This window comes from Mesorhizobium sp. CNPSo 4671 (genome assembly GCF_057784245.1).
Genome location: NZ_JBWLUW010000008.1, coordinates 16,203 through 37,630, shown reverse-complemented (window position 1 = coordinate 37,630; position 21,428 = coordinate 16,203). Strand labels below are relative to the sequence as shown.

Annotated in this window: 24 protein-coding genes; 14 read left to right on the top strand and 10 right to left on the bottom strand. The window is 62.3% G+C overall.

The features are described 5' to 3' along the window. Positions 1 to 14: 14 nt before the first annotated feature. The 5 genes from AC04SF_RS21985 (at position 15) to AC04SF_RS21965 (ending at position 4,811) form a co-directional block, all read left to right on the top strand. Positions 15 to 1,202, top strand: coding sequence for an amino acid ABC transporter permease (locus tag AC04SF_RS21985; protein WP_488479498.1), 1,188 nt, complete (start codon positions 15 to 17; stop codon positions 1,200 to 1,202). Between the two features lie 4 nt (positions 1,203 to 1,206). Then, positions 1,207 to 2,364 carry an amino acid ABC transporter permease gene (locus tag AC04SF_RS21980; protein ID WP_488479497.1) on the top strand — a complete coding sequence of 386 codons (1,158 nt, stop codon included), beginning with the start codon at positions 1,207 to 1,209 and terminating at the stop codon, positions 2,362 to 2,364. A gap of 137 nt (positions 2,365 to 2,501) precedes the next feature. Next, positions 2,502 to 3,251, top strand: coding sequence for an amino acid ABC transporter ATP-binding protein (locus AC04SF_RS21975; RefSeq protein WP_031240865.1), 750 nt, complete (start codon positions 2,502 to 2,504; stop codon positions 3,249 to 3,251). Positions 3,252 to 3,367: 116 nt separating this feature from the next. Next, the gene (locus tag AC04SF_RS21970) at positions 3,368 to 4,036 is read left to right on the top strand and encodes a TIGR02117 family protein (RefSeq protein ID WP_488479496.1); all 669 of its coding nucleotides are present in this window, start codon (positions 3,368 to 3,370) and stop codon (positions 4,034 to 4,036) included. Positions 4,037 to 4,103: 67 nt separating this feature from the next. Next, positions 4,104 to 4,811, top strand: a complete 708-nt coding sequence (locus AC04SF_RS21965; RefSeq protein ID WP_488479495.1) for a hypothetical protein — start codon at positions 4,104 to 4,106, stop codon at positions 4,809 to 4,811. A 33-nt stretch (positions 4,812 to 4,844) separates the two neighbouring features. On the opposite strand, the gene AC04SF_RS21960 is transcribed toward AC04SF_RS21965, so the two are convergent. Beyond that, a complete protein-coding gene (locus AC04SF_RS21960; protein ID WP_488479494.1) occupies positions 4,845 to 6,080 on the bottom strand; it encodes an FAD-dependent monooxygenase in 1,236 nt (411 codons plus the stop codon). Positions 6,081 to 6,099: 19 nt separating this feature from the next. Beyond that, the gene (locus tag AC04SF_RS21955; RefSeq protein ID WP_015318409.1) at positions 6,100 to 6,345 is read right to left on the bottom strand and encodes a zinc-finger domain-containing protein; all 246 of its coding nucleotides are present in this window, start codon (positions 6,343 to 6,345) and stop codon (positions 6,100 to 6,102) included. Positions 6,346 to 6,574: 229 nt separating this feature from the next. On the opposite strand from AC04SF_RS21955, the gene AC04SF_RS21950 reads away from it, so the two are divergent. Continuing rightward, positions 6,575 to 8,776 (top strand): RNA degradosome polyphosphate kinase, encoded by a 2,202-nt coding sequence (locus tag AC04SF_RS21950; protein ID WP_488479493.1) that lies wholly within the window; start codon positions 6,575 to 6,577, stop codon positions 8,774 to 8,776. Then, positions 8,776 to 10,311, top strand: a complete 1,536-nt coding sequence (gene ppx, locus AC04SF_RS21945) for an exopolyphosphatase (RefSeq protein WP_488479492.1) — start codon at positions 8,776 to 8,778, stop codon at positions 10,309 to 10,311. Before AC04SF_RS21950 ends, ppx begins: the two co-directional genes overlap by 1 nt. Positions 10,312 to 10,332: 21 nt before the next feature. Here ppx and AC04SF_RS21940 read toward each other — a convergent pair whose 3' ends face one another. The 4 genes from AC04SF_RS21940 to AC04SF_RS21925 all read right to left on the bottom strand — a co-directional run bounded on the left by AC04SF_RS21940 (position 10,333) and on the right by AC04SF_RS21925 (position 13,552). Then, entirely contained in the window at positions 10,333 to 10,755 is a 423-nt protein-coding gene (locus tag AC04SF_RS21940) for a DoxX family protein (RefSeq protein ID WP_488479491.1), read from the bottom strand. 163 nt (positions 10,756 to 10,918) lie between these two features. Beyond that, a complete protein-coding gene (locus AC04SF_RS21935; protein ID WP_488479490.1) occupies positions 10,919 to 11,341 on the bottom strand; it encodes a DoxX family protein in 423 nt (140 codons plus the stop codon). A gap of 177 nt (positions 11,342 to 11,518) precedes the next feature. Further along, on the bottom strand, positions 11,519 to 12,916 hold the full coding sequence (gene fumC / locus AC04SF_RS21930) for a class II fumarate hydratase (protein ID WP_488479489.1): 1,398 nt from the start codon (positions 12,914 to 12,916) through the stop codon (positions 11,519 to 11,521). 156 nt (positions 12,917 to 13,072) lie between these two features. Next, a complete protein-coding gene (locus AC04SF_RS21925; protein WP_488479488.1) occupies positions 13,073 to 13,552 on the bottom strand; it encodes a cupin domain-containing protein in 480 nt (159 codons plus the stop codon). Positions 13,553 to 13,662: 110 nt separating this feature from the next. Between AC04SF_RS21925 and AC04SF_RS21920 the strand changes: the two genes are divergently transcribed. Then, positions 13,663 to 14,628 carry a LysR family transcriptional regulator gene (locus AC04SF_RS21920; RefSeq protein ID WP_488479487.1) on the top strand — a complete coding sequence of 322 codons (966 nt, stop codon included), beginning with the start codon at positions 13,663 to 13,665 and terminating at the stop codon, positions 14,626 to 14,628. Positions 14,629 to 14,735: 107 nt separating this feature from the next. Here the strand turns inward: AC04SF_RS21920 and AC04SF_RS21915 are convergent, their stop codons facing one another. Both AC04SF_RS21915 and AC04SF_RS21910 read right to left on the bottom strand, forming a co-directional pair. Then, entirely contained in the window at positions 14,736 to 15,287 is a 552-nt protein-coding gene (locus tag AC04SF_RS21915) for a DUF805 domain-containing protein (RefSeq protein ID WP_488479486.1), read from the bottom strand. 209 nt (positions 15,288 to 15,496) lie between these two features. Next, positions 15,497 to 16,270 (bottom strand): SDR family NAD(P)-dependent oxidoreductase, encoded by a 774-nt coding sequence (locus AC04SF_RS21910; RefSeq protein ID WP_488479485.1) that lies wholly within the window; start codon positions 16,268 to 16,270, stop codon positions 15,497 to 15,499. Between the two features lie 188 nt (positions 16,271 to 16,458). On the opposite strand from AC04SF_RS21910, the gene AC04SF_RS21905 reads away from it, so the two are divergent. The 3 genes from AC04SF_RS21905 to AC04SF_RS21895 are packed head-to-tail and all read left to right on the top strand — an operon-like array spanning position 16,459 to position 17,442. Next, a complete protein-coding gene (locus AC04SF_RS21905; protein ID WP_488479484.1) occupies positions 16,459 to 16,899 on the top strand; it encodes a hypothetical protein in 441 nt (146 codons plus the stop codon). A gap of 12 nt (positions 16,900 to 16,911) precedes the next feature. Then, positions 16,912 to 17,181: a glycosyl transferase family 90 gene (locus AC04SF_RS21900; RefSeq protein ID WP_488479483.1), complete on the top strand. Its 270-nt coding sequence runs from the start codon at positions 16,912 to 16,914 to the stop codon at positions 17,179 to 17,181. An 18-nt stretch (positions 17,182 to 17,199) separates the two neighbouring features. Continuing rightward, a complete protein-coding gene (locus AC04SF_RS21895) occupies positions 17,200 to 17,442 on the top strand; it encodes a hypothetical protein (protein ID WP_488479482.1) in 243 nt (80 codons plus the stop codon). A 12-nt stretch (positions 17,443 to 17,454) separates the two neighbouring features. Here AC04SF_RS21895 and betI read toward each other — a convergent pair whose 3' ends face one another. Beyond that, positions 17,455 to 18,093, bottom strand: coding sequence for a choline-binding transcriptional repressor BetI (gene betI, locus AC04SF_RS21890; RefSeq protein ID WP_488479481.1), 639 nt, complete (start codon positions 18,091 to 18,093; stop codon positions 17,455 to 17,457). Positions 18,094 to 18,175: 82 nt separating this feature from the next. On the opposite strand from betI, the gene choX reads away from it, so the two are divergent. Together choX and AC04SF_RS21880 are read left to right on the top strand one after the other, a co-directional pair. Then, a complete protein-coding gene (gene choX / locus AC04SF_RS21885) occupies positions 18,176 to 19,114 on the top strand; it encodes a choline ABC transporter substrate-binding protein (protein WP_488479480.1) in 939 nt (312 codons plus the stop codon). Next, on the top strand, positions 19,111 to 19,947 hold the full coding sequence (locus tag AC04SF_RS21880; protein ID WP_488479479.1) for an alpha/beta fold hydrolase: 837 nt from the start codon (positions 19,111 to 19,113) through the stop codon (positions 19,945 to 19,947). The genes choX and AC04SF_RS21880 overlap by 4 nt, the downstream gene beginning before the upstream one ends. A 7-nt stretch (positions 19,948 to 19,954) precedes the next feature. Here the strand turns inward: AC04SF_RS21880 and AC04SF_RS21875 are convergent, their stop codons facing one another. Continuing rightward, positions 19,955 to 20,725, bottom strand: coding sequence for an NIPSNAP family protein (locus AC04SF_RS21875; protein ID WP_488479478.1), 771 nt, complete (start codon positions 20,723 to 20,725; stop codon positions 19,955 to 19,957). A gap of 147 nt (positions 20,726 to 20,872) precedes the next feature. Between AC04SF_RS21875 and AC04SF_RS21870 the strand changes: the two genes are divergently transcribed. After that, positions 20,873 to 21,427: a TetR/AcrR family transcriptional regulator gene (locus AC04SF_RS21870; RefSeq protein ID WP_488479477.1), complete on the top strand. Its 555-nt coding sequence runs from the start codon at positions 20,873 to 20,875 to the stop codon at positions 21,425 to 21,427. Position 21,428: the final 1 nt, after the last annotated feature.

Here is a 21,428-nt window from a genome sequence, read left to right as displayed (position 1 = left end):
CAGGGGACGGTGACATGGCATCGCAGGAAGTTATTCGCGAAGGGCCCAGCGGGGCTTCCTTCATCAATGATCCGAAAGTCCGCAGTCTCTTCTTCCAGACGCTGGTCGTCATCGTTCTGTTCGGCTCCGTCTGGTGGATTGTGCAGAATGTCATCGACAATCTGCAGCGCCTGCACATCGCTTCCGGCTTCGGTTTCCTCAGGGGACGCGCGGGATTCGACATCTCGGATACGCCGATCGCCTATACGTCGGATTCGACCTATGGCCGCGCCATCCTTGTCGGCCTGATCAACACCATCATCGTCGCCGTCGCCGGCATCATCACCGCCACCATCATCGGCTTCGTCATCGGCATCGGCCGCCTCTCGCAGAACTGGCTGATCCAGAAGATATGCACGGTGTATGTCGAGGTCTTCCGCAACATCCCGCCGTTGCTCGTCATCTTCTTCTGGTATTCCGGCGTCCTCGCCGTGCTGCCGGCACCGCGTGACAGCTATCATCTGCCCTTCGGCTCCTTCCTCAACCAGCGTGGCTTCTATTTTCCCCGCCCGGTCTGGGGCGAGGGCTCCTGGTTGATCTTCGTCGCTCTGCTTGTCGGCATTGCCATGGCATGGTTCGTCGCCCGCACGGCACGTCAGCGGCAGATGGCGACAGGCCAGCAATTTCCGGTGTTCTGGACCTCGGTGGCGCTGATCGTCGGCCTGCCCTTGCTCGCTTACGTGCTGAGCGGCTTTCCGCTGAGCTTTGATCTTCCGAAACAGTCGACCTTCAACCTGACCGGCGGCTTTCAGGTCAAGCCGGAGTTCCTATCGCTCTATCTGGCGCTGTCCTGCTACACGGCGGCCTTCATCGCCGAAATCGTGCGTGCCGGCATCAGGGGTGTCAGCAAGGGCCAGACCGAGGCGGCGTCGGCACTTGGGCTGCGATCCGGGTCGGTCCTGCGGCTGGTTGTCGTGCCGCAGGCGATGCGCATCGTCATTCCGCCGCTGACCAGCCAGTATCTCAACCTGACGAAGAACTCGTCGCTGGCGATCGCCATCGGCTATCCGGACCTGACGGCGACAGCCGGGACGGTGCTGAACCAGACCGGACAGGCGGTCGAAGGCGTGCTGATCATGATGATCGCCTATCTCATACTCAGCCTGGTGACCTCCGCCGTCATGAACGTGGTCAACGCCAAGATGGCGCTGGTGGAGAGGTAGAGCCATGCAGGAACACGATATGTCCTGGGTGCGCACCGAAATGGCCCTGGCGCAGCCTGCGCCGGCCAGCGTCCGCGGCCCGATGGCCTGGGTGCGCAAGAACCTGGTCGGCACGGTCGGCGACACCATCATGACCATCCTTGGCATCGCCATCGTTGCCTGGGTCCTGCCGCAGGTCATCAGCTGGGCGTTCCTCAATGCCCAGTGGACCGGGCCGGACCGCACCGTCTGCGCGACCGTCGCACAAGGCGGTATCCAGCCGGATGGCTGGAGCGGCGCCTGCTGGGCCTTCGTCAATGCCAAGTTCGGCCAGTTCATGTTCGGCACCTATCCGATCGAGGAGCGCTGGCGGCCGATTCTGGTTGCCATCCTGTTCGTGGCGCTTCTGGTGCCGATGCTGATCCCGCGCGTGCCACGCAAGGGGCTGAACGCCATCCTGCTTTTCCTGGTGCTGCCGATCGTCTCGTTTTTCCTCCTGATTGGCGGCGTGTTCGGCCTGCCGCATGTCGAGACCTCGCGCTGGGGTGGCCTGCTGGTGACGCTCAGCCTGTCCTTCGTCGGCATTGCCGTGTCGCTGCCGCTGGGCACCGTGCTGGCGCTTGGCAGGCGTTCGAAGATGCCGATCGTCAAGACATTGTGCGTGGTCTTCATCGAAACGGTGCGCGGCATCCCGTTGATCACCGTTCTGTTCTTCGTCAGCGTCATGCTGCCGCTGTTCCTGCCGGCAGGCGTCACCTTCGACAAGTTCCTGCGGGCGCTGATCGGCGTGTCGCTGTTCGCCGCCGCCTATATGGCTGAAGTCGTGCGTGGCGGCCTGCAGGCTATCCCCAAGGGCCAGTATGAAGGCGCTGATTCGCTCGGCCTCGGCTATTGGCAGAAGATGGGGTTGATCGTGCTGCCGCAGGCGCTGAAGCTGGTCATTCCCGGCATCGTCAACACCTTCATTGGCATGTTCAAGGACACCAGCCTGGTGCTCATCATCTCGATGTTCGACCTGCTCGGCGTCGTCAAGCAGAACTTCTCGGACGCCAACTGGGCGACGCCGCAAACGGCCAGGTCCGGCCTGGTGTTCGCCGCTTTCGTGTTCTGGCTGTTCTGCTTCGGCATGTCGCGCTATTCAATGTACACTGAACGCCGGCTCGACACCGGCCACAAACGCTGATGCATGTCGCCCAAAAGTGTGTTGCGGTTTTGGGATAACGACATGCATCATAACCAAAGATAGAAGAACAAGGGGACCCTGTCATGGCCACCGAAAATGCCGTCAGCGCGGAAGAGATCAAGGTCAACGCCGCCAAGATGCACATCTCGACCACCGATGTCGCCATCGACATCATCGCCATGCACAAATGGTATGGCGAGTTCCATGTGCTGAAGGACATCAACCTGAAGGTGATGCGCGGCGAGCGTATCGTCATCTGCGGGCCGTCCGGCTCGGGCAAGTCGACGATGATCCGCTGCATCAACCGGCTGGAGGAGCACCAGAAGGGCAAGATCATCGTCGACGGCAAGGAACTGACCAACGATCTGAAGAAGATCGACGAGGTGCGCCGCGAGGTCGGCATGGTGTTCCAGCACTTCAACCTGTTCCCGCATCTGACCATCCTGGAGAACTGCACGCTGGCGCCGATCTGGGTGCGCAAGACGCCGAAGAAGCAGGCCGAGGAAATCGCCATGCATTTCCTCAAGCGCGTGAAAATCCCGGAGCAGGCCAACAAATATCCCGGCCAGCTGTCCGGCGGCCAGCAGCAGCGCGTGGCGATCGCGCGCTCGCTGTGCATGAACCCGCGCATCATGCTGTTCGACGAGCCGACCTCGGCCCTCGACCCTGAGATGATCAAGGAAGTGCTGGAGACGATGGTTGGTCTGGCGGAAGAGGGCATGACCATGCTGTGCGTCACCCACGAGATGGGCTTTGCCCGCAAGGTCGCCAACCGAGTGATCTTCATGGATCAGGGCCAGATCGTCGAGCAGAACACGCCGGCCGAGTTCTTCGACCACCCGCGCCACGAACGCACGAAGCTGTTCCTCAGCCAGATCCTGCACTAAGCCTTTCAGTGAACTGAGGAGAGCCCGGCTGAAACAGCGCCGGGCTCTTTTGCGTATGGGTAGGCAGGAGGCGCACGGTTCGTGTCGCGCCGGATGCGTTTGCAGGGCCGCCATTCATGAAAAAGCTCGGCCGTTTTCTTGGTCTGTTGTTGATCGCGGTGGTGCTCGCCGTGACGTTCGGTACTTTGGTGCCACGGCCACTGTGGCAAACCACCACCGGCAAATCAGCAACGCGTCATATCCTTGTGCTGAGAAACCCGATCCACACAGACATCGCCATTCCGGTGGACGATGCGGTGCGCCAGCGCTTCCATTTTCTGGTTGAAGCCGGCATCCCGGCCGACATTCCCGAGGTGCGCTATATCGTCTTTGGTTGGGGCGGCCGTGCCTTCTATCTGGAAACACCGACCTGGTCTGAGCTCAAGGCCGTGCCGGTGATGAAAGCACTGACACTTGACGCGTCGGTCATGCATGTCGATGTCGCCGGCGATATCGACCAAGCACATCCGGATGTCGCCGGCTTCGACATTGGTGACGATCAGTTCGCGGCACTGCTCGATTTCATACAGGCGAGTTTTCAGCAGAGGCCGGACGGTCCGATCCATATCCCGAACGCCGCCTATTCGAAATTCGATGGCTTCTTCGAAGCCAACGGCCATTTCAACGCGCTGGTCGGCTGCAACACCTGGACGGCGGCGGCGCTGCGCACAGCCGGGCTGCGCACAGGCTGGTGGAACCCACTACCGGCGTCGCTAGGGTGGTCGCTGAAGCTGTACAATAGGTGATCTGCGTGCACGCACTGTTAGTTTTTGTATGTAGAAATACATATTTGGCGACGGTGCGGAGAGTGTTGTGTCTTTTTTTGATGCGCTTATAAAATATTTTGTTGGCGGATTCGTTTTCTATATAAAACCCGGCGCCGTCATTCGTAAAATATCGGAACGAGACGATACCTGGTGCGCGATCGCAGCCATCGCTGCTATATTCGCACTTGCTCAACAGTGCGTAGGATACTTGGATTTCCTAGGTCACTGGAGCAATTCAGTCCCGCATTTCCCGATTGTCTATAAGTTCATTTCAAATTTGGCGATAGCCGTTGTTGCTTCCTTGGTCATCTTTCTATTCTCCCGTGTGACAGCGGCAGGTGCCGACTTCAAGGCCATCTATCGCGGGGTGATTTTAAAGTTTCCCATCGCGGTAGCATTTTCGCTGTCGATACTGGGCATAAAATACGCTGCATTCGGCCTTTTGAGCCTGCTGCCAAAAGAAACTGGAATGACGATTGGCTGGTATTTGTTTGCAGCCGTTGTGGTGGTACTTGGGCCTCTTATCAAAGGATTGCAGGTGCTGAGCGCATACGGTGTCTCAAGCTTCTCGTCGATCGCAATCGCGGTTCAACTCGTCCTCGTATCGAAGCATGCATTGAGAGCGAATGTTTTCGTGGCTGTGGCGGTAACTTTGGCTGCCGCGATGGCGTGCTCCGTTGCGGCCGCCCTGATTTTCTTCGCGCGCTATCACCACATCTATTGGAATATGACGCCGGGTGCATTGTTCTCGTGACGCACCTTCGAGAGCTTTGGAGCTCCATGACGATCAGCGCCTCACAACCTTCCGTTCCTCCCAGCCATAAAGCCAGTCGAGATCGGCCGCGAGCTTCTCCGCCGGCCGCGTCGCCAGCACAAGGTTGCGGGCCAGCGCCACTGGGCCTCGAGCATGCCAGGCAAGTCGATTGAGCGCACCGCGCTTGAGCACCTTCTCCACGCGCGGCCGCCGCAGATTCTCCCAGATGGTGAGGCTCTGTCGCGGATCGGTGGGGAAGTCGGCGAACAGGGTGGCAAGCATCGCGGCGTCCTCGATCGCCATCGCCGCACCCTGTGCCGCGAACGGCGTCATCGCATGCGCGGCATCGCCAATCAGCGCGATGCCTTGCGGGCTGGTCCACCGCCTTTGGTCGACGGTATGCAGCGGCCAGGTCAGCCACGGGCAGGCCATTTCCACCAGCTTCATGAGTCCCGGCGCGGTGCCGCGCATGGCGGCGGCGAGAATGCCGGGATCGGCATGGCCGGACCAGCCCTCGGCAATGTGCTCGCCTTTGGTGAAGGCGACGAGATTGAAGGCGTCGCCCTTGCTGACGGGATAGGCGACCATGTGGAAACCGGGATGCAGGAAAGTCGTGACGCAATCGGCCACGCCGATCGCGACAAAGGCTTGCCCGGCGTCGCTGTCGGCCGCGACGGTGGCGCGCCAGGCCAACTCTCCCGAAAAACGGCTTCTTGGCGATGCCATCCTTTTTGCATCGACAAGCCCGCGCACCGACGACCAGACGCCGTCCGCGCCGACCAGCAAGCAGCCCTGCGCCTCTACCGTCTTGTTGCCGATTTCGACGGTCGCCGTGACACCATGGCTGCCAGTCGCAATTTTTTCGACACGCGCCCCGAGCGTGAGAAGGACATCAGGCATCTCTGCCGCACACGTCATCAGCGCGCTCTGCAGGTCGGCCCGGTGCGCGACGAGATAGGGAGCGCCCCAGCGGTCTTCACCCGATTGCCCGAGCGGCACCCGTGCCAATTCGCGCAACGTCCTTGCATCCTTCAGCACCACGGCCTCCGGCCGCACCGCCGCCGGCAACAGCCGGTCGAGCACGCCGAGGTCGCGCAGGATGCGTGTCGCATTGGGGGAAAGCTGGAGGCCGGCGCCCACGGCTTCCAGGCGCGGCGCTTGTTCGAACACCTGCACGGGGTAGCCGCGTCTGGCGAAAGCAAGTGCCGCGGTCAGCCCGGCGACGCCCGCTCCGGCGATGACGATTTGCCGGGAGCGCGTGTCGTCCATCAGCTCTGTCGGGAAGGAATCAGGCGGCCTGGTCGATGTAGAGGCAGCCCGCCGGCAGCGTTTCCGTCGCCTTCAGCTTTGGCGAATAGCGGTAGAGCGTCGAGCAATAGGGGCAGACTTTCTCATTGTCGTCGCCCATGTCGAGAAACACATGCGGGTGGTCGAAAGGCGGATTGGCGCCCGTGCACATAAATTCCTTGACCCCGATGTCGATCGCCGGATGGCCGGCATCGTTCTGGAAATGGGGAATGGAACCGCCTGCCATCGTCGTCTCCTTAACGCAGTCTCGCATGCATCTGGATCATAACGGGTCTCTTTGCAAGATCGATGAAATGAAACTGTCGCAAAAGCCTGTCAGAGGATAAGTTGAGCCGGTTAAGCGTGTGACCGCGGACGCCAAGCGATTCCGCGACCGATCATGCGCCACAAAGGCATGTTAGAGCGCCTATCGTCATCTGGCGGCGCTGCAAAAGGAACGGTTGCGGGCAGGAACCATGAACGAACTGAAGCCGGTACAGAGCGAATTCGTCAACGTCGAGGCGGCCAGTTCAGAGGGCGGCAACCCGGATCGCTTCGTCAACCGCGAGTTTTCCTGGCTGCAGTTCAATCGCCGCGTGCTCGAGGAATCTCTGAATACCCATCACCCTCTGCTGGAGCGCGTCCGCTTCCTGTCGATTTCGGCCGCCAATCTCGACGAGTTCTTCATGGTGCGTGTCGCTGGCCTCGCCGGCCAGGTGCGCGAAGGCATCACGCTGAAAAGTCCTGACGGCCGCACGCCCGAGCAGCAGCTCGAACAGCTGCTGCGCGAGGTCGAGCGGCTGCAGGAAGACCAGCAGAAGAGCCTCTCGGCGCTCACCGTGCTGCTCAACAAGGAAGGCATTGAGAGCATTGCGCGAGATGCGCTGACCAAGGACGAAAAGGTCTGGCTGGAAGAGCATTTCCAGGACCAGGTGTTTCCGGTGCTCACCCCGCTGTCGATCGACCCGGCGCATCCGTTCCCGTTCATCCCCAATCTCGGCTTCTCGATGGCGCTGCAGCTGCGCCACCGCAAGAATGGCGAGGAGATGAGCGCGCTCTTGCGCCTGCCGGTGGCGCTGAAGCGCTTCATCCGCCTGCCGGATCGCAAGAACCATGTCCGCTTCATCCCGCTGGAAGAAGCGGTCGGCCTCTATATCGGCAAGCTGTTCCCCGGCTATGAGGTCAAGGGCTCCGGAACATTCCGCATCATCCGAGACAGCGATATCGAGGTCGAGGAAGAGTCTGAAGATCTCGTGCGCTTGTTCGAGACGGCGCTGAAGCGCCGCCGCCGAGGCTCGGTCATCCGCATCGAATTCGACAAGCTGATGCCTGGCGAATTGCGCGATTTCGTCGCCGGCGAGCTTGGCGTGTCTTCGAGCCGTATCAGCGTCTTGACCGGTCCGCTGGCGCTCAGCCAGATCTCCGAGATCGTGTCCGTTCCTCGCGATGACCTGAAGTTCACGCCCTACAATCCGCGCTTTCCCGAACGCATCCGCGAGCATGGCGGGGACTGCTTCGCGGCCATCCGCGAGAAGGACATCGTCGTCCATCACCCCTATGAATCCTTCGACGTCGTGGTCCAGTTCCTGCGCCAGGCCATGGCCGATCCCGAAGTGGTGGCGATCAAGCAGACGCTTTACCGCACCTCCAACGACAGCCCGATCGTGCGCGCGCTGGTCGATGCGGCAGAGGCCGGCAAGTCGGTGACCGCGCTGGTCGAACTCAAGGCGCGTTTCGACGAGGAAGCCAACATCCGCTGGGCGCGCGATCTCGAGCGCGCCGGCGTCCAGGTCGTGTTCGGGTTCCTCGAGTTGAAGACCCACGCGAAAATGTCGCTGGTGGTGCGGCGCGAGGACGGCAAGCTGCGTAACTACGTGCATCTGGGCACCGGCAACTACCACCCGGTCACCGCACGCATCTACACCGACCTGTCCTTCTTCACCACCGATCCGACGATCGCCCGCGACGTCGCCCAGCTCTTCAATTTCATTACCGGCTATGCCGAGCCGACCGCCGAAATGCGGCTGGCGATATCGCCGTTCACGCTCAGGAACCGTATCCTGCAGCACATTTCCGACGAAGTCGCCCATGCGCTGGAAGGAAAACCGGCGCGCATCTGGATGAAGATGAACGCGCTTGTCGACCCGATCATCATCGACGCGCTCTACGATGCCAGCCGCGCCGGTGTCGAGATCGACCTCGTGGTGCGCGGCATATGCTGCCTGCGGCCGCAGGTGCCGGGTCTGTCGGAAAACATCAGGGTCAAGTCGATCGTCGGCCGCTTCCTCGAACACAGCCGCATCTATTGTTTCGGCAATGGCCATGGCCTGCCGTCGGACGAAGCGATCGTCTACATCTCGTCGGCCGACCTGATGCCGCGCAATCTCGACCGTCGCGTCGAGACCATGGTGCCGATCACCAATCCAACTGTGCATGAACAGATTTTGGGCCAGATCATGCTGGGCAACATCATGGACAATCAGCAAAGTTTCGACGTATTGGCTGATGGAACCTCCCGGCGCGTCGTGCTGGAAGAGGGCGAGGAACCGTTCAACGCGCAGGAATATTTCATGACCAATCCGAGCCTGTCGGGACGGGGTGACGCGCTGAAGTCGCATGCACCCAAGCGCATTGCGCAGTTCAAGCGCCGCAAGAAAAACGGCGCAGCGTCCATCTGATGCTGTCCGTTTCCCAGGGCCGGCTGCAGGACCGCCGACCGCTGTCCATCATCGACATCGGGTCGAATTCGATCCGCCTCGTCGTCTATGAAGGGCTGGCGCGCTCGCCGACCATGCTGTTCAACGAAAAGATGCTGGCGGGTCTTGGCCGCGGCATCGTTTCGACCGGCAAGCTCGACCCCGAGGCGGTGACGCGCTCGATGGAAGAGTTCCGCCGCTTCCGCGCGCTGTCCGACCAGGCCGGCTCCGAGCATATGTATGTCCTGGCCACCGCCGCCGCGCGCGAGGCGATCAACGGTCCCGATTTCATCCATCGCGCCGAAGAGGTGCTGAAGACCGAGATCAGGGTCATCAGCGGGCGGCAGGAGGCCTATTATTCGGCGCTTGGCGTCATTTCCGGCTTCCACCCGGCCAATGGCATCGCCGGCGATCTGGGTGGCGGCAGCCTCGAACTGGTCGACGTCAACGGCGAAGCGATCGGCGACGGCATAACGCTGCCGCTCGGCGGCCTGCGCCTGCAGGACATGGCGAAGAACTCGCTCACCCAGGCGCAAAAGATCGCACGCGAAGAACTGGCGCGAGCCAAGCTGTTGAAAGGTGGGCAGGGCCGGCCCTTCTACGCCGTCGGCGGCACCTGGCGAAATCTCGCCCGGCTGCACATGGAGATGACCAACTACCCGCTTGGCGTCATGCATCATTACGAGATATCGGCCGACAGCGCGGCGAACTTTCTCAAGCAGGTGGCCAAAGCCGAGATCGAGAAGGTCAAGGGGATCGAAGGCGTGTCGAAGAACCGCCGCTCGCTGCTGCCTTACGGCGCCATCGTGCTGCAGGAGATCATGGCGGCGATGCAGCCGTCGAAGATCATCGTCTCGGCGCTCGGTGTGCGCGAAGGCTTCCTCTATTCGCTGCTCGACGAGGCCGAGCAGAAATCGGACCCGCTGATCTCGGCTGCCGAAGAGCTGGCGCTGTTGCGCTCGCGCTCGGTCCATCACGCGCATGAACTGGTCGAATGGACAGGCAAGGCCTTTGCCGCCTTCGGCATCGACGAGACCGAGGACGAGGCCCGCTACCGCCACGCTGCGGCATTGCTGGCTGACATCGGCTGGCGCGCGCACCCGGAATACCGCGGCAGGCAGTCGCTCAACATCATTGCCCACGCCTCCTTCTTCGGCGTCGACCATCCCGGCCGTGCCTTCCTGGCTTTGGCCAATGCCTATCGTCACGACGGCATCTTCAACGAGTCCATCGCGCCGGAAATCAAAGCGCTGGCGACGCCGCGCTACCTGGAGCGGGCCCGCGTGCTGGCGGCGATGATGCGCGTCGTCTATCTGCTGACGGCCTCGATGCCCGGCATCATGCCCCGGCTGAAATGGGAACAGCGCGCCAATGGCGTGCTGGCGCTGGTGTTGCCGGCTTCGCTCTCCGACCTCTACGGCGAGCGGCCGGCCGGCCGCCTGGCGCAACTGGCGCGCATCACCAACCGCCGGCTGGTGCTGGCTGTGGAGGGTGGGCCGAGTGTTTCGGTGAAATAGGGCGCTCTGGCAGACTGAGGCTCAGGTCACGTCCGCGCCGATACCAAAACCGTGCCCGTCGGCCGACCAGGCCCCGGCACCAGCCATGGCAAGCGCCATGAACCCGCCTGATATTGCAACGTCCTTCATCAGCATCTGCTGGTGCAGGAAGGCGAGCGTCGCATCGCCGGCACCCTGGCCGTAATGGCCGATGAAACCGGCCGCGACGCAGAAGGCCGCCAGAAGCAGCGCCACGATCCGGGTCTGGAAGCCGACGAGGATCAGCAAGCCGGCGATCAACTCGAACAGGCCCGTGCCCCAGGCCGCGAGGCTCGGCAGCGGCAAGCCGAGGCCGGCGAAATAATCTGATGTACCGGCAATGTTGGCGAGTGCCTGAAAGCCTGATGGTACGAACATCACGGCAAACAGCAGTCGCGAAACCAGAAGCAATGCGTTGCGAGCCATGGCCACCTCCCTTGCCTGCGCCCGATTGGACTCGAGCCGGCTACCGCGCAGTTTACCCCTGCGCAGCTGCGGCCGAAACCGGCTACTTCAGACAACGAAAAAGCGGCGCGGAAAATTCCGCGCCGCTTCTGTCAATGCCTGGGAGGGCGGCTTGAGAGGGAGTTCAGCCGCGCTTGGCGTCGATGGAGTAAGCGCCGGCGCCGGAGGAGGCGAGCAGCAGGAAGCCGCCGGTGATGGCAAGGTTCTTGAGAAACTGGATCATCTGCATCTGGTCGGCCCAGCCCGTGTGGGCGACAAGCCCGGTGGCGACGGTGAAGACCGCGAGCACCACGGCGGCGATCCTGGTCTGGAAACCGACGAGGACGGCGAGGCCGCCGAGAAGTTCGATCAGGCCGACGACAACCGCGGTTACGGTCGGAAGGGGCAGGCCGAGGCCGCCGAAATAGGCAGCGGTACCGGAAATGGCGGTGAGCTTGCCGAAACCGGAAAGCAGGAAAATGACCGCGAGCAGGATGCGGCCGAGCAGGATGGTGACAGAGCTGTTGGACGCGGTGCCGGCGCCGGCGGCGGAAGTGTTGATGGACATGGTGACTCTCCGAATGGGTTGAATGACCCAGAGATAGACGATGCCGACTGTTCACCAAAGCCGCCTATCCGGCGACACATCGTTCACAGGCCGTACATTTCCGTGATCGGCCAAGAAGCGCGAAATTCGTGTCGGGTGATGCGGTGACGGGAGTAAATTCTCCCGCCGAAAAACGCCTTACCCCGGATGCGTCATGTCCTCCGGTCGCACCAGCCGGTCAAAATCGGCCTCGCTGACCAGTCCGGTGGCCAGCGCTTCCTCGCGCAGCGTCGTGCCGTTCTTATGTGCCGTCTTGGCGATCTTGGCGGCGTTGTCGTAGCCGATGGTGGGCGCAAGCGCCGTCACCAGCATCAGCGAGCGGTCGAGGGCCGCCTTGATGTTGTCCTCCCGCGCCTCGATGCCGACGACGCAATTGTCGGTGAAGGAGACCGACGCGTCGGAGAGCAACTGTACCGACTGCAGGAAATTGTAGGCCATCAGGGGGTTGTAGACATTGAGCTCGAAATGACCCTGGCTGCCGGCGAAGGTCACTGCCGCGTTGTTGCCGAACACTTGTACGCAGACCTGGGTCATTGCCTCGCACTGCGTCGGGTTGACCTTGCCCGGCATGATGGACGAGCCGGGTTCGTTTTCTGGCAGCGACAATTCGCCGAGGCCCGAGCGCGGGCCGGAGCCAAGGAAGCGGATGTCATTGGCGACCTTGAAGAGTGCGGCGGCCGCCGCATTGATGGCGCCGTGCGAGAACACCATGGAATCGTGTGCCGCGAGCGCCTCGAACTTGTTCGGCGCGGTGACGAAGGCGATGCCGGTGATGGCGGCGATGCGATCGGCGACCTTTTCAGCAAAGCCGACCGGCGCGTTGAGGCCGGTGCCGACGGCGGTGCCGCCCTGCGCCAGTTCCTGCAGGCCGGGCAGCGTCATTTCGATGCGCTTGATCGACGAGGCGACCTGCGCCGCATAGCCCGAGAATTCCTGGCCGAGCGTCAGCGGCGTGGCATCCTGCGTGTGGGTACGGCCGATCTTGATGATGTGGTTGAAGGCCTTGGCCTTGGCGTCCAGCGCCTTGTGCAGGTGCTTCAGCGCCGGCAACAAATCGTGCACGATGCGCTCGGCGCAGGCGATGTGCATGGCCGTCGGATAGGTGTCGTTCGACGATTGGCTCATGTTGACGTGGTCGTTGGGGTGGACGGGCTTCTTCGAGCCCATGACGCCGCCCAGCATCTCGATCGCCCGGTTGGAGATCACCTCATTGGCGTTCATGTTGGACTGCGTGCCGGAGCCGGTCTGCCAGACCACCAGGGGGAAATGGTCGTTGAGCTTGCCGTCGATGACCTCTTGCGCGGCCGCGATGATCGCCTTGCCGATCGCAGGATCCAGCCGTTTCAGCTCCATATTGGCTTCCGCCGCCGCCCGCTTGACGATGCCCAGCGCGCGCACGACCGAAACCGGCTGCTTTTCCCAGCCGATCTTGAAATTGCCGAGCGAGCGTTGCGCCTGCGCGCCCCAATAGCGGTCGGCCGCAACCTCGATGGGGCCGAACGTATCGGTTTCGGTTCTGGTCTTTGGCGTGCTCACGGCAAGTCTCCGGTCTGTCGATTTGGGCAACGGCGTATCGCGTTGCACAAAACGCATCAAGCGGAGATTGCGGGTGGCACGGATGCAAATCGGTTGAAGGAACGCACCTCGTTACCCGTACGTCCGATCGTTACCTCAAGGCCGCCTTGCTCCTTGTCAGACTAAGGGTGGGCCAACGATGTCGATGCCATTGCTTGCGCAGAGCTGCACCAGTGCCGCGATGATCTCTGGCGTTGGCTCCATCTGTAGCGGCAGTTCCGGCCGTTCTGCTGGACGGCTCGCCCGACGCAGAATCGTCTCGAAATCGGAGCCGCACGTGACGGTGAGGCTGCGCGCGCCTTCGGGCGACTCGACCCGGTAGGTATGCGGTAGGCCTTTCGGCGCGATGACGGTCTCGCCGGCGACGGCAATCCGCTCATGGCCATCGATCTGAAAGCGCAGCCGCCCTTCGAGGACGTGAAACACCTCGTCCTCGTTCCGATGCACATGCAGCGGCGGAGAGTCACCATGGGGCATACGATGTTCGACGACGCAGATGCCGTCCGCCCCTGCGTGCGATGAAATTTGGATCGCGACGAGCGTGTTGTTGAACCACAAGAGTTCCTTGCCTGTGATTGTCCCGGAGGTCATTGTCATGGCTCTCTGTTCCTTTGGTCGCTTTTGCCGACGGGGCGGCGCCGACAACGACCTAACCAGGGACATGCCGGCGATGGAAATCCAATGATCGTATGGGGCGAATTGATGCGATGAATTTGAATGGCCTCGATCTCAATCTCGTCAGGGTGCTCGACGCGCTCCTGCGGGAGAAAAGCGTGACGCGCGCTGGTGAGCAGATTGGCCTCAGCCAGCCGGCCGTCAGCGCGGCGCTCAATCGCTTGCGCCACACTCTTAATGACCAGCTGTTCGTGCGGCGCGGCAACGACATGGTGCCCACGCCGCGCGCGGAGAGCCTGGCGGAACCGGTGCGCCTGGCACTGCGCGAGATCGAACGCGCCTTCCATTCGGCGCAGTCGTTCGATCCGGCGGAGCTCGAGCGAACCTTCACGCTCATGGGTGCGGATTTCTTTTCCATGCTGCTAATGCCGACGCTGGCGGCCCGCGTCGCGGCTATCGCGCCGCGTGTGTCGTTGAGGTTTCTCGATAGCGCGCGCGGCGATGTTTCGCGGCTGCTCCAGGATGATGAAATCGATGCGGCACTGGAACGTCCGCTTGAGGTCTTGGACTGGGTCTCCAGCGTACCGCTGTTCCATTCGCCATTCGCAATCATTGCGGCGCGGGACAACGCTGCGATCAGACAGGCGGGGATCGCAGATGGCGAGCCGCTGCCGCTTGAGCTTTTCTGCGAACTGCCCCACGTTCTTCGCTCGATCGACGGTTCGATGTCGGGCTCCACCGACGAGGCGCTCGGCAAGATCGGACGAAAGCGTCGTGTCGGGCTGGCACTGCCGCACTTTCAGGCCGTCGCGTTGGCCGTGGCAAACGGAAATTACCTTTCCGCGGTTCCCAGGCAGTTCGCGGTTTGGGCGGCCAAGACCCTGCCGCTCGCCATGTTTGAACCGCCACTTCCCATTGCTGTTCCTGAAATCAGGATGTACTGGCACGCACGCCACGACGACGAGCCACCTCATCGCTGGATTCGCAATCAGATCCTGGAAGTTGTCGACGCTCTTGGATTTGTGGAAAGCGCCGCCGGTCAAGTTGCCGCGCCGTAGCGGCAAGGCAATTCACCCGCCGTATACCGGCTTTCGATCGCAAAAAATGCCGCCGCTGGTCGAGGTGTAGCTTCCCGCTGCATGTGCGCGGAACTCTCTTCCTTGACCTAACGGCCGCGGCGGCCAAATCCCGTTGGACCTGTGGGACGCCTCGTTTGCGGTGCCGGAGGCGCGGAATCCATCCCGCTGGCTTGCTGTTCCAGTCTGGTGGATCGCGATTGCAACTGGACAGAGCGTTCGGCCGCCATACGGGAGATGTGGGCGTTGAGGTCGCTCCTCGAGTCCCCCGTGCCGGGTGGCGGGCCATAGTCGTTGTTGCCGTCCGATCCGGAGAAAAAGCCGCATTCGACGAGCACCCATAGCCCGCCAATATAGGGAAGGAACAACAGCAGCGACCATCGGCCCGATTTGTCCAGATCATGGTACCGCTTGATCGTTGCGGCGAAATTGACCCAGAGCGAAAGCGCGGCGCCGATGAGCAGCACCAGATTGGCACTTAGACTGTCTGAGGGAAACGCTCTGAGCCTGTGTCCGGCCGATGCAGCTCCGACATGGACCAAGGCGGCAACGGTCACCACCAGCAGGGCCAGCACTACGAACTGGGCCAGCCACCATTGCCCACGGCCGATGCGCCCGGAAAATCCAAACAAAAGATTCATTTACATCCCCGTCGGCAGTGAGGGCAATATTCATTGCGTATGTAAAAAGTTACTAAAGATGTGCCGGTGAAGTAATGAGTGCGGCGGGTCGATTAGTTGGATGGTTAATTGATATGAAATGGTATGTATAAATAGAGTTTGGTATTTTATTTCTGTCGACGGGGCTGCGCGCGGGAAGCAGCTGTTTGGTTGAGGGCGACGGCCGGCACTCACCCCGCGGTATATCCACCGTCGACCGCGAAAACAGCGCCACTGGTCCATGCCGCCTCGCTGCTGGCGAGATAAACCGCCATGCCGGCGAGGTCGTCCGGGCGGCCGATGCGCCCCAGCGGGTAGCTGCGTTCGACATAGGCCTTCAGCTCCGCCTGCGCCTCGATCGGCAGATTGTCGACGGTCTTGCGCCGCATGGCGGTGTCGACCGTACCCGGCGCGATGGCGTTGATGCGGATGCCGCGCGGGCCGAGCTCGAAGGCCAGCGATTTGGTCAGCGAGTTCAGTGCCCCCTTCGACAAGGAGTAGAGGCTGGAGGGCCGCTTCGGGATCATCTTGCTGGCGAAATAGGAGGAGATGTTGATGACGGATGCGCCAGCGCCGAAATGCTGCAGCAGCCCCTGGGTGAGGAAGAACGCCGCCGTCACGTTGAGCGCGAAGGAGTGCTGGAACTGCGCCTCGTTGACGGTCTCGAACGGCACGAGGTAGGCGACACCGGCATTGTTGACCAGAACGTCGAGCGGCCGGCCGGTCTCTTTCACATGCTCGATGACAGTCGCAACGCCGAGGCTGGTGGCAAGGTCTGCCGATACCGTCTCCACGGCGCCAGCCGGCCCGTGGGCCGTCAGCTTCCGGCGTGCGGTTTCGAGCTTGCCGGCGTCGCGGCCGACGATCAGGACATCGGCGCCCTCGCGCACGAACGCCTCGGCGATCGCCAGGCCGATGCCGTCCGAGCCGCCGGTCACCAGCGTACGCTTGTCCTGAAGTCTCATAGGGCGCTCCGAAATCGTCTTGGCCAATGCCAGAGCACCGCATAGCCAACGCCCGGGTCAAGCCGCTGACCTATCCCACGGTATGAACTTCGCGAGGTGCCAACACTGGGATCGTCTGCCCTTGCATCCGCCGCGCCAACACGATAGCCGCGTTGATCGAAACGGGTCGCGACGAGACGTCTTTTAAAATGGCACCACTCAACACCGGTCTGAAGGTGCTTCCGATGGATGTCGACGTCGTCGAGGTCGGCAGACGCTTTCTGCCTGGGCTCAATCGCGGCGAAATCCACTGCCGTTTCGAAGGCGGAAAGCTCAAGGTGCGCTGCCGCGCCGCGTGGCTTGAAAGGCATGCGCAGGTGCTGACCTTGATAGCCGAGGCATTGGCATCCCTGAGCGTCCGCAGCCTGCCGCCCCTCTACATGCTTCTCGGCGATACGCCGTCGCGCCGAAGGCGTCGCTATTTCCGCACGCGTTTCGCCTTCTCTCAAGCCGACGGCTATGGCGAGGTGGCCGCGCCCGATCTCGTTTTCGATGGCTGGCCGGACGCGAAGTTCGACGACTATGACCAGAAGACGCGGGCGATGGCGGCGGCATCGGAAGAGCCGCCGCGCGATGACAGGTTGTTCTAGGCGGGCCGCTGCATGAACGGTGCCCGCAAAATGATTGTCGAGATCGCGTCGGCCCGCCCGGATCTGATCGAGGCGTATGACACTGAGGCGAATTACGATGGCGCCGGCAAATTCAGGACGATGGAAGACCAGGTCGCGACCTACAGATACATGATCGATGTCGAAGGGGCGGGTTACAGCGGCCGCTTCAAGATGCTGCTCCACACCAAACGTGTCGTGCTGCTGCAGGATCGGCCGTGGCGCGAGTGGTTCTTCGACGATATCGAGCCGTTTCGCCACTAGGTTCCGGTGGCGCGCGACATGTGTGATCTGGCCAAGCGCATCGAGTGGCTGCGCGCCAATCCGAAGCTGGAAAGCGAAATAGCCGCGGAGGCGCGGCATTTCGCACAGACCCGCCTGACCCGCGCGGCGGCGGTGGCGGCGTGGGCGAAACTGCTGGGAGATCACGCCGCCGCCGGCGGCAATCTGAAATCCGGTCTTGAGCGGGCGCAAGCGCGCGACCGGTTGGCCGGCCTGATGGCACGCGCCTGCTGCGTGGTATGAAATCGGGCTGGCTTACGCGCCGGCAGTCGCATCCTGGCGCATGGCTAGTCGTGCAGCGACGAAATCCTTGACCTGGCGGATTGCCTGTTCGCGCGACACGCTGCCCGGCTCCAGGCCGAGCCGCAGCCAAAGCCCGTCGATCAGCGCGGTGACGCCAAGCGCGATGTCGTCGGCATCACCGGGCGAGGCAAGCCCGCGCAGGCCGGACAACAGGTTCGAGCGCATGCGCGCGTGCAGCACCTTCTGGATACGCGCCAGCTTCTCGTCGCGTGGCACCTCGGCGCACAGCGAAAGCCAGGCATGGCATAGCGGCGGCAGGAACAGATGCTCCTCGAAATTGCCGGCGATAACCGCATCGAGCCGCTCCATCGGCGTGCGCGCCTGGCGAAGCCGGGCGACCACCGCGTCGCGCAGCACGGCGTTGGCCTCGCGCATCGCGTGCTCGAACAATTCCTGCTTGTTGCGGAAATAGTGCAGCACGATGCCCTTGGAGGCGCCGGCATGGGCAGCCACCTTTTCCAGCGTCGCGCCGGCAATGCCCTCGCGCTCCAGCACCGCGAAGGCGGCCTGCCGCAACTCCTTGCGGCGTATGTCACTGAGACGCTTGAGTTTCATGGGTTCGATCCAGTCATTGAGAATCCACGTTGACATTTTCGTCCGCTCAGATCAAGAATTGACCGGTGGGACAATAAAAAGACCAAATGGTCAAAATCCGATGACGAGGAGAATCGAAATGGTCCGCATGCTTGCAAATGGCGTCTGTCTTGCAGCCCTGATGCTGGGCGTTCATGTTGCCTCAGCGGCCGAGGCCGAGCAGTGCAGGCCGGTGCGCATGGCCGAACCGGGCTGGAACGATCTCGCCTTCACCACCGGCGTCGCCAATGTCTTGCTCGGTGCGCTCGGCTACCAGCCGCAAAGCTCGGTGCTGGGCATCAACGTCATCTACGAAGGCATGAAGAACAACGATCTCGACCTGTTCCTCGGCTATTGGGATCCGGCCATGGTCACCTATTACGAGCCCTACAAGAAGGATGGCTCGGTCGAGAACGTGCGCGTCAATCTCGAGGGCGCCAAATACACCTTCGCCGTTCCGACCTATGTCTGGGATGCCGGTGTGAAGGACTTCGCCGACCTGCATAAATTCGCCGACAAGTTCGGCAGGAAAATGTACGGCATCGAGCCTGGTTCGAACCAGCTGATGATGGACGCCATCGCCGACCCGTCGCTCGGTCTCGATGGCTGGCAAGTGGTCGAGTCGAGCGAGGCCGGTATGCTCTCCGAGGTCGGCTATGAGATCAAGGAGAAGCAGTTCATCGTCTTCCAGGGCTGGGCCCCGCATCCGATGAACACCATGTATGATTTCAAATATCTGACCGGTGGCGACAAGTTTTTTGGCCCGAATTTCGGCGCGGCGACGGTGACGACGCAGGTGCGCAAGGGCTATCTGCAGCAATGCCCGAATGTCGCGCAGTTCCTGAAAAATCTCGCCTTCGACATCGATTTCGAGAATGTCGGCATGGGCTATCTCATCAATGACGGCATGAAGCCGGAGGACGGGGCGCTGAAGGCGATCACGGCCAACAAGAACCGCCTCGACGCCTGGCTCGCCGGCGTCACCACCTTCGACGGCAAGCCCGGCCTTGCCGCGGTCAAGGAGAAGCTCGGCCTGTGACATCGGTCGCTCTGGAAGCGGCTGCGGATGCCTGGGCGGAACAGGACGCCTGGGCCGATCGCAAGCAATCCATCAATCATGGCGGCCTCGAGATCGCCTATGTCGAGATTTCGGGCGCCGAACCGGCGCTGGTTCTGGTGCATGGCTTCACCGACACCAGCCGCAGCTTCTCACTCCTGGCGCCGCATCTGGCCGGCCGCCGGCTGATCATGCCCGACCTGCGCGGCCACGGCGCATCGCAAGCGGGCAAGGGCTTCGCGATCGCCGACTTTACCGAGGACATTGCGGGCCTGATCGGGCATTTGCAGCTCGATCGGCCTGTTGTCGTCGGCCATTCGTTGGGCGCCATGGTGGCCATCGCTCTGGCCGCGCGGCACAAGGATCTCATCGGCGGATTGGTGGTCCTGGCCGGCACGTTGAAGCCCGATTTCGCGTGGGATCATCCGCTCGTCATCGGTGTCCAGGCCCTGCGCGACCCGATATCACCGGCCGACCCGTTCTATGCCTGGTGGCATGCCTGCCGACCCGGCGTCCCCGAGCCGTTTCTCGCCGGCCTGGCGAAGGACGCCTCGGCAATGCCCGCGGTGCGCTGGCGCGTCATCCTGGAGGAGATTTGCCGGGCCGACCTGACCAGTGCGGTACGAAAGGTGCGGGTCCGAACGCTGATCGTCGCGGGCGCCTGCGACCCGCTGTTCGGCGAGGCGCATCAGCAGGCGCTGTTGCGTTGCCTGGCGGCGGCAAGCCTTGTGCGTGCCGAAGCGTGTGGCCACAACCCGCATTGGGAGGACCCGGCCTTGGTCGCGCGGGCCATCATCGAGGCATTTGAAATCTAACGCCCGATCAGCGATCGCGACGTGGGCGACAGCCGCAAAGTCTCCGATGGTTTGGCCAGATCAAGCTGAACTGCCGACCAAAAGGCCTGCCAATTTGGCGATGCGGCCAAGGCGGCTTCATGGCGTGCGTGCGCGTCGACGCCGTCGAAGCCGGTAACGGAAATAAAGACGTTTTCGCTGGTCCGGACCGGCAGGCGCGGAAAGCTGTTTTCGGCATGCTCCGTGACAAAGGCGGCAAGGAGGCTGCGTCGGGTGCCGTCATCGTTGGCGCCGCCTCGGCCGCGAAGCGATCGGCGAATTCAGTCTCCGCCCCCGGTCGCAGATGATGAATCTGGATCACAACAATGCCAGCCAAACGGTCGTCATCACTAGAGTTCTCGCGCTCGGCAGAAACCGGCCGCTGAAGCCCAGACAGGTCGAAGCCGGCACCCGGCCATGCCGGCCTCAGCAGCAGAACGTCGTCGGAATCGATCATCGTCGCATTGGCCACATCGCGATGCGCTGCCCAGATCGGGCCGCCGTAGAAAGCGTTCAGCGCTTCCTTGCGGGCGTCCATGCCATCGAAGCCGCGCAGCCAGACGAACATGTCGGGACGGTCCAGATCGCGGAACTGGCCGATGATGGTCATTCCGGTGGCTTCCTGGCTTTCGATGAACTCCCGATCGAAGAGGGTAATCAGCGTTTCGCGCTGCCCGGGCCTCAATGTGTACTGCCTCAGCTCGACGACGGGTGAGGCAAGCGCTGCGGCCTCCGAAGCGACGTTCAGCGGCAGGTTCATCGGCAGTCTCCAAAACAGGGCGATCATCCTGTTTATAAACAGACCGGTTGTCCTGTTTTGTCAACATGCTATTCTCGAACAATGTCAGCAGAGATGACCATTCGATCAGGCACAAGGCCACGAAAGCGCATCAACGACCCCGGGGGCATGCGCCGGAAAGTCCTGGATGTCGCCGAAGAGGCATTTCAGGCACGCGGCTATCACGCTTCCAGCCTCGGCGACCTGATGGCGGCGGCAGGGGTCAGCGGCGGCGCGCTGCATCATCATTTCCCGACCAAGAAGGCGCTGGCCCTGGCGGTGATCGAAGAGCGCGTGGCAGCAGCGGTCGAGGAGACATGGATCGCGCCGGTAAAGACGGCGGCTTCGGCGCGCGAAGGAGTACGGGCCGTATTCGAGGCCGTGGCGGCGGAGCTGGAACAGCAGGGTTTCGTGCGCGGCTGTCCGCTCAACAATCTGGCGCATGAACTGTCGCTCGCCGATCCCGATTTCCGGGCTGCCCTGGCCGGCATATTCGCGGCATGGCGCCAGGCGATCGCCGACAAGATCACGGCTGACCAGCAGGCGGGCAGGGAGCAAGGCACCGATCCCCGGCGTTTTGCGGCACTTGCCGTCGCCACCTATTCCGGCGCCATGTCGATGGCCAAGACAGCGCAGGACGCGACCGTGCTGCATGACTGTCTGGCGGCTCTCGGCGAAGCCTGAG